Here is a 7,030-nt window from a genome sequence, read left to right as displayed (position 1 = left end):
GGCACGCAGGCGAACCGAGCGCCCCTCCCACGCGAGTCGAGCCGACCAGGCTCCCGCGTGGGAGGGGCGCCTTTACGTCACCGCGCGGTGTTTCCGCTCCGCAGGTACGCGCCGCCCGGTCCGCGGGCGAAGGCCGAGTCGTACGCCCTGCGCCGAGCCGCGGTCTTTGCTGTTTCCGCAAACGAGTTTGCCGCCCGGTCGTGCAGGGGGCGAGGCTGCACGGGAACGCGGTCTCCAGCCGAAAGGTATTCGATGCACGTCTTCGTCACCGGCGCGAGCGGCTACATCGGTGGCACCGTCGCCACGCGCCTGATCCGAGCCGGTCACACCGTCACCGGGCTGACCCGGGACCGGGCCAAGGCCGAGGCACTCGCCCGTATCGGCGTACGGCCGGTGGTGGGCTCCCTGGACGACTCGCACGTCCTCACCGAACAGGCGCGCCACGCGGACGCTGTGATCAACGCGGCCGACAGCGACCATCACGGTGCGGCTCGGACGCTGGTCGCCGCGCTCGCCGGCTCGGGCAGGCCCCTGATTCATACCAGCGGCTCCAGCATCGTGGGGATCGGCACGGACGGCGAGGCGTCCGCCACGGTCTTCGACGAGGACATCCTCGGCGAGGGATCGGGGTGGGCACCGGACCATCCCCGGCGTCAGGCTCGCGTAGCCGTCGACCGCCTGGTCCTGGCCGCCGCCGAGCAGGGCGTACGCTCCGCGGTCCTGTGCCACAGCCTCATCTACGGCCACGGCCGAGGCCCGGCCCGGGACAGCGTCCTGATCGCCGCGCTGGTCGACCAGGCCCGCGCCTCCGGAGTGGTCCAGCGCGTCGGCGCCGGCCGCAACATCTGGTCCAACGTCCACATCGACGATGTCGCCGACCTGTACCTCCTGGCCCTGGAAGGGACGCCCCCCGGGACCTTCTACTTCGTGGAGAACGGCGAGGAGTCGTTGGCCGTGATGACCGACGCCATCGCCACCGCCCTCGGCCTGCCCGGCCCCCGCCCCTGGGACCCCGATTCCCCGGACAACCTCTGGCACCCCGAGTTCGCCCGGCACGCTCTGGGCTCCAACAGCCGTGTTCGCGCCACCCGTGCCCACCGCCTTCTCGGCTGGTCCCCCCGGCATCACTCGATCACCGCTTGGCTCACCACGGACCTCATCCCGGCCACGGCTCCAGGTGGACCGGCCTCGTAACGAGACCGGCAGGAGCCGGGGTACCGTCCCGGAGCCGGCCCGGCCACGCCGGGTCGTCAGCGCGGTTGCCGGCTCGATCCGGTCGTGCCGGCCAGCGCGGTCCGCGCCAGCTCGCGTAGCCAGGCATGTGCGCGGTCGGTGTCATAGCGCTGGTGCCACGACAGGTACACCGGGGCGGGCGGCAGTTCGAGCGGCAGCGTGCGCGCGGCGGGTTCGGTGCTACGCGAGCGCTTCGGCGACGTCGTCCGCCACCAGACGCGCGGCGAGCTGATGCGCGCGCTCGTCGCCAATGACGACGCGGCCCTCGGCGTCCTGCGCCCCCGCCTCGCGTCCCTGCGCCCGGACGCCCGCTGGGTGGAGGAGGAGCTCGAGGGCGGGGCCCTGCCTCCCGGCGAATGGTGGGCCGTGGACCCGGCCGAGGGCAACGTCAACCACCTGCACGGCCTGCCGGACTGGGCGGTGACCGCCACACTCGTTCGCGACAACCGGCCGGTGCTGACCGCCGTCCACCTGCCGTTGACCGGCCAGACCTATACCGCGCTCGCGGGCGCCGGCGCGTACCTCGACGGCGTGCCGCTGCGCGTGTCCGAGGCCACGAGCCTCGGCCTGAGCGTCGTGGCGACGAGCCAGGCCAGGCCGGACGAGGACGAGACGGTCGTACGGCGCGTCGGCGCCTCGATCACCGCGATGCTCTTCGACGCGCTCGTGGTGCGGACCTCCGTGCCCGCGACCCTGCACCTGCTGAACGTGGCCGCCGGCCGGATCGACGCGTTCTGGCAGTTCGCCGGGGCACGCGCCGACCTGCTCCCCGGCGCGCTGCTCGTCGCCGAGGCCGGCGGGCGGATCTCCGACGCCGAGGGCCGCCCCTGGACCCCGGAGAGCGGGAGCTTCCTCGCCGCCGCGCCCGGAATGCACGCCGAAGCAGTCGCCACTCTCTCCCGCTGACCATCCACGAGACACGAACACCGGAAGGACCGGATCGACATGACCACGATCGCCATTCTCGGAAACGGCCGCGTCGGCGGCGGACTGGCCGGCGGCCTCACGCGGGCCGGGCACCAGGTGAAGGTGGCGGACCGCTCGCCGGGCTCCGCCGCCGACGCGGCCCGTACCGCCCAGATCGTCATCAACGCCACGCCGGGCGCCGGCTCGCTGGAGCGGCTCACCGCACTACGCGAGGAACTCCAGGGCAAGATCCTCGTGGACGTCTCCAACGCCACCGTCGACGGACCGGACGGACTGCCCGCCGACCTGCTCTACCCCGGCTCGAGCCTCGCGGAGCGACTCCAGCGGGCGCTCCCCGGCACGCGCGTCGTCAAGACGCTCAACACGATGCTCTACCCGGTCATGACCGCCGCCCGCCGCGCTCGACCAGGCGCCCACCGCCTTCCTCTCCGGCGAGGACCCGGAGGCCAAGCAGGTCGTCCGCGGGCTCCTCACCGACCTCGGCTGGCGCCAGGAGTGGATCACCGATCTCGGCGGGATCGCGACCGCGCGGGCCACCGAGGCCGCGATCCTGTTCGTGCCGCACGTGATCCGGTCCAGCGGATTCACGCCCTTCGCGATCTCGGTCACCCGCTGACGGCCCGGCTCGCGCTCGTACGACTCCGGGCCACGGTGTCCGCGGGCGGCCTGACATTCCGGGGTGCTGTGTCGTCGGACCGGTGAAGAACCGAGATTCCACGCCGGATGAGAGGGACGAGTGACGATGCCCGCACAGCGCGAGATGGACGAGGCCGAGATCAGGCGGCGGGTCGTTGAGATCGTCGAAGGGATTCGGGCCAAGGACCTCGACGCTCTGAAGCGGCTTTACGCGCCGGATGTCGTGTCCTTCGACGTCGAGCCGCCGCTGCAGCACGCAGGAATAGCGGCGAAGCTGAAGAACTGGGCGACCGCGTTCACGTTCTTCGAGGATGTGGATTACGAGGTTCGCGACCTGACGCTCACCGTGGGCGACGAGGTGGCATTCGGGCACGGCTTCGGCCGGCTCAGCGGGACGCTGAAGAACGGAACGGCGACGAACGGCATGTGGGTCCGGGCAACTTTCTGCTTCCGGAAGATCGACGGCGATTGGCTGATCGCGCACGACCAGGTCTCCGTGCCGTTCGACATCGCGAGCGGCAGAGGAGTGACGGACCTCGAGCCCTGACCAGCCGCGGAAGTCCGCGCGCCGCGCCCCGGCCTTTCACAGGCCGGGGCGCGGCGGTGCCGCTCAGGCGGCGACGTCGTCGTGGGCGGTGGCGGCGGACCTGTCCCGCCACGGCGCCAAGTCCTGGCCGGGGTGAGCGCGGACTACTACACACGCCTGGAACGACGCCGACGACCACATACGCCGGGGCAGGTCAGGGCGGACTGGACCGGCAGGCCGAATCCGGGTGGCGCCGGCGGCGAGGGTGACCGGTGAGCGCCGGGGCCGGTTCAGGGCTCACCAACGATGACCCGGCGACCGCATGGGGTCACGTGGAGCCACAGGCCGCTGGGCGTCAGTGCGCTCGTTCGTACTCTTCGATGACCGTGGCCGGGATACGGCCGCGTTCGCTGACCTCGATCCCCCGGGCCTTGGCCCACGCGCGGATGTCCGCACTGCGCTGGCGGCTGGAGGCCGCACGCCCGCGAGGGCGGCGGACACCGCCGGCGCGCCGCCCGTGCTCCACGAACTGCGACAGACGATCGCGTAGTATTCCCGCGTTCTCGGCGCTGAGGTCGATCTCATAATCGATCCCGTCGATCGCGAACGAGACCGTCTCATCCGCCTCGCTGCCATCCAGATCGTCGATAAGTCGTTTAATGACCTGCTCGGCCATATTCATTCCTTCCCGGATTGGTTACGCCCAACGATTGTAGCCAAGGTAGCAGCGCAGGACGCTTCCGGGGCTTGGAAACGATCACTGATGACGCTCTGGAAGGAAAGTCAGTTCGACCGGCGATTTCCCGGCTCGCGGACGGCGCTCCGTTCCTGCACCATTCCAAAAGGCGTCGGTCAGGCCTTCTCCACCGGCGCCGGCGTGTTCCCGGCGCGTTCTCAGGCGGACGCGTTACGGAAGTCGGTGTAGGTGTAGGGGTTGTCGAGCACCTTGGACTCGGGGATCTCCGGGTTCATCCCGGCGACCCACTCCTCGTCCCCGAGGACGCCGCGCAGGTACTCGACGGTCTCCTCGACCACCCGGCGGGCCTTGGCCAGGTCCACGCCGACCAGCCTGTTCTCATACTTGACGAGCCTGCCGTTCACGAGGACGGTGTGGACGTCACCGCGCTGGGCCTGCATGACGACATGACCGTAGGGGTTCACGATCGGGAACATCACCGGTGAGCCGTCGTTCTTGATCAGCACGACGTCGGCCTTCTTGCCCGGCTCCAGGCTGCCCACCACGCCGTCCAGGCCGAGCGCCCTCGCCCCGCCCCGGGTGGCCCACTCGACGGCGTCGGCCGTACGCGTGCTCAGGTGGGTGACCGTCTCCTGCTCCGCGTGCGCCTCGTAATGCTCGCGGGTGCGGTCCGCGTTGAGGGTGGCGCGCATGGCCGAGAAGAGGTCGGCGCTCATCCACATACTCGTGTCCATCGACAGCGAGATCGGGATGCCGTGCCGGCGCAGCGCCCAGCTCGACGGGTACCCCTGACCGCAGCTGGACTCGCTCTCGGCGGCGACCGAGGCGCTGCCGCCCGTCGCGGCGATGCGCTGGTAGGAGTCGTCGCTGAGGGTCGCCGCGTGCACGTACACCGTCTCCGGCGTCATGAAGCCGTGCTCGTGCATCAGCCGGATGCCGTTGTCGTTGGTCGCGCCCCACACTCCGGCGTGCGTCGTCACCGGGAGGCCGAGCTCCCGGGCGACCTCGAAGGCAGCCTTCTCCGGGAACTCCGGGTCGCCCGTCACGTCGAAGGCGAGCTGGAGGCCGAGCATGTCGCCCCGGGGCACACGGTACGTGACGAAGTCGCGGAACTCCGGCGTCGTCGCCCACTCCCACGGCGCCGCCTGGATGTTGCCGTAGGCGAACACGAAGCGGCCCGGCACCTCCTGGAGCGCGTCGACCGCCGCCACCGCGTGGTCGACGGTGTGCAGGTCGTGCGACCAGTCGACGGTCGTCGTGACGCCGGCCTCCAGTGCCTCCAGGCCGCTCAGCAGGTTGCCGGCGTAGATGTCCTGAGGCCGGAACCTCTTCCCATGCTCGAGGTAGTTCCACACGAAGTACTGGGTCAGCGTCCAGTCCGCGCCGTACCCGCGCAGCGCGGTCTGCCACATGTGCCGGTGCGTGTCGATCATGCCCGGCAGCACGATGCCGCCGCGGGCGTCCACCTCCACCGTGCCCTCGGGGACCTTGAGCGCGGGTCCCACCGCCTCGATCCGGTCACCGGTCACCAGGACGTCCGCGTCGGTGTGGACCGTACGACGGTCGTCCATGGTCAGCACCGTGCCGTGCCGGAAGACGACCGCCGCCGCGGCCGTGATGCCGTCGGGGGTCGGGACGGTCGGATTCGCTCCGGCCATGTCGTCATCTCCGCTCTGCGCTGCGTGATCGGGAACAAGGGGTGCCGGGGGCGTGCGGTCCGGCGTCCCGCGCCGGATGACGGTCAGGTGCCGATGTCGGGGTAGGGCGGTTCCAGGTGGGCCAGCCTGGCGGCGTAGTCGCGCTGCATGGCGAGCGGCTCGTCGAAGTCACGCTCGAACATCGCGATCCACAACGTGAGGGTGAGGAACGGGTGCGCCCCCATCCGGAAGAGCGCGACGTGGTCGTGGGCGGACAGCGCCTGCCGCTCGTCGTCGGTGAAGGCGAGCCAGGTGGTCTTCTCCGCCGCAACGCAGTTAAGAATCCGGCCGGCCTCTTCGGCCTCCCACCAGGCGACCGTGCCCGCCGGGTCCTCGCGGTAGCGCTCCGTGAGCTCGTGGTCGCGGTCGACGGTGTAGAGGAACTTGTTCACGAGGTACTTGCTCACAGCAGGGACCCCTTCGACGCGAGGGACAGGCCCGGCAGGAGCCCCGCATCGGGGTACCAGGTGAAATACGGCTCCATGGTGTGGAAGAGGTCGAGGTTGTCGGCGTAGTCGGCCTTGGCGGAGCCGGCGATCCCCATCATCAGCATGAAGTCCATGAACCCGTGGGTGGCATTGCCCGGGGCGTGCAGGCTGTCGAGGGTGACGTTGCGGAGGCAGCCGTCGATGTCGCCGTTCTTGATCCACTCGACGGCCTGGGCGTCGAAGTCGGGGTCGGGCCCGTGCGGCCCGAACTGCCGCGGCCCGCCGAGCTCGAGCGACAGGTGCCCGGTGCCGATCACGGCGACCCGCAGGTCGCTGGGCCAGGCGTCGATGATCTCGCGGATGGTCCGGCCGAGCCGCACGAAGCGCTCGGGGCGGGGCAGCGGCGGCGCGAAGATGTTGGTGTAGATCGGCACGATCGGCAGGTCGTTCTGCGGGCGGACCGTGAAGATCGGGCAGGTGATCGAGTGGTCGATCCGCAACTCGTTGGAGAACGCGAGGTCGAAGCCCCGGTCGATGCCCTCGCGCAGCAGGTACGCCGACAGTTCCTCGTCGCCCTTGAGGAGGAGCTTGGGGAGCCCGAACTCCCGCGTCTCGTTCTCCCAGTTGCCGTCGTAGTACGGCGCCTTCCCGACCAGGAACTGCGGCATGTTGTCGAGCCAGAGCTGGTGGAAGTGGTCGGAGCCGACCATCACCAGCACATCGGGCCGGGCGATCGTCAGGGTCTCGCGGTACGCCTCGACCTTGCGGACCCACTCGGCGGCGAACGGCGGCGCCTCGTCGGGCGGGAGCCGGCTGGTCCGGTAGAAGAAGGGATGGTGGGTGGTCGCGAGGATCGCGACGAGTTGGGCCATCGGCGCGTCTCTTC

General features: G+C 70.5%; 8 protein-coding genes. 4 read left to right on the top strand and 4 right to left on the bottom strand.

The features are described from left to right. The first annotated feature begins 252 nt into the window (after positions 1–252). The 4 genes from NE235_RS36315 to NE235_RS36300 all read left to right on the top strand — a co-directional run bounded on the left by NE235_RS36315 (position 253) and on the right by NE235_RS36300 (position 3,343). Positions 253–1,194: an NAD-dependent epimerase/dehydratase family protein gene (locus tag NE235_RS36315; RefSeq protein WP_252811315.1), complete on the top strand. Its 942-nt coding sequence runs from the start codon at positions 253–255 to the stop codon at positions 1,192–1,194. A gap of 198 nt (positions 1,195–1,392) precedes the next feature. Next, positions 1,393–2,139: an inositol monophosphatase family protein gene (locus NE235_RS36310; protein ID WP_252811313.1), complete on the top strand. Its 747-nt coding sequence runs from the start codon at positions 1,393–1,395 to the stop codon at positions 2,137–2,139. Positions 2,140–2,178: 39 nt separating this feature from the next. Then, positions 2,179–2,862 (top strand): NADPH-dependent F420 reductase, encoded by a 684-nt coding sequence (locus tag NE235_RS36305; RefSeq protein ID WP_252811311.1) that lies wholly within the window; start codon positions 2,179–2,181, stop codon positions 2,860–2,862. 40 nt (positions 2,863–2,902) lie between these two features. Then, positions 2,903–3,343, top strand: coding sequence for a YybH family protein (locus NE235_RS36300; RefSeq protein ID WP_252811317.1), 441 nt, complete (start codon positions 2,903–2,905; stop codon positions 3,341–3,343). Positions 3,344–3,677: 334 nt separating this feature from the next. Here NE235_RS36300 and NE235_RS36295 read toward each other — a convergent pair whose 3' ends face one another. The 4 genes from NE235_RS36295 to NE235_RS36280 all read right to left on the bottom strand — a co-directional run bounded on the left by NE235_RS36295 (position 3,678) and on the right by NE235_RS36280 (position 7,016). Beyond that, positions 3,678–3,998 (bottom strand): histone-like nucleoid-structuring protein Lsr2, encoded by a 321-nt coding sequence (locus NE235_RS36295; RefSeq protein ID WP_252811309.1) that lies wholly within the window; start codon positions 3,996–3,998, stop codon positions 3,678–3,680. 218 nt (positions 3,999–4,216) lie between these two features. Beyond that, positions 4,217–5,677: an amidohydrolase family protein gene (locus NE235_RS36290; protein ID WP_252811307.1), complete on the bottom strand. Its 1,461-nt coding sequence runs from the start codon at positions 5,675–5,677 to the stop codon at positions 4,217–4,219. An 83-nt stretch (positions 5,678–5,760) separates the two neighbouring features. After that, positions 5,761–6,123, bottom strand: coding sequence for a hypothetical protein (locus NE235_RS36285; protein WP_252811305.1), 363 nt, complete (start codon positions 6,121–6,123; stop codon positions 5,761–5,763). Beyond that, positions 6,120–7,016, bottom strand: coding sequence for a DODA-type extradiol aromatic ring-opening family dioxygenase (locus NE235_RS36280; RefSeq protein ID WP_252811303.1), 897 nt, complete (start codon positions 7,014–7,016; stop codon positions 6,120–6,122). The genes NE235_RS36285 and NE235_RS36280 overlap by 4 nt, the downstream gene beginning before the upstream one ends. Positions 7,017–7,030 lie beyond the last annotated feature (14 nt).

This window comes from Actinoallomurus spadix, assembly GCF_024055725.1.
In the GTDB taxonomy this organism is placed as follows: Bacteria; Actinomycetota; Actinomycetes; order Streptosporangiales; family Streptosporangiaceae; genus Actinoallomurus; species Actinoallomurus spadix.
This window is presented reverse-complemented; position numbering and strand designations above follow the sequence as displayed.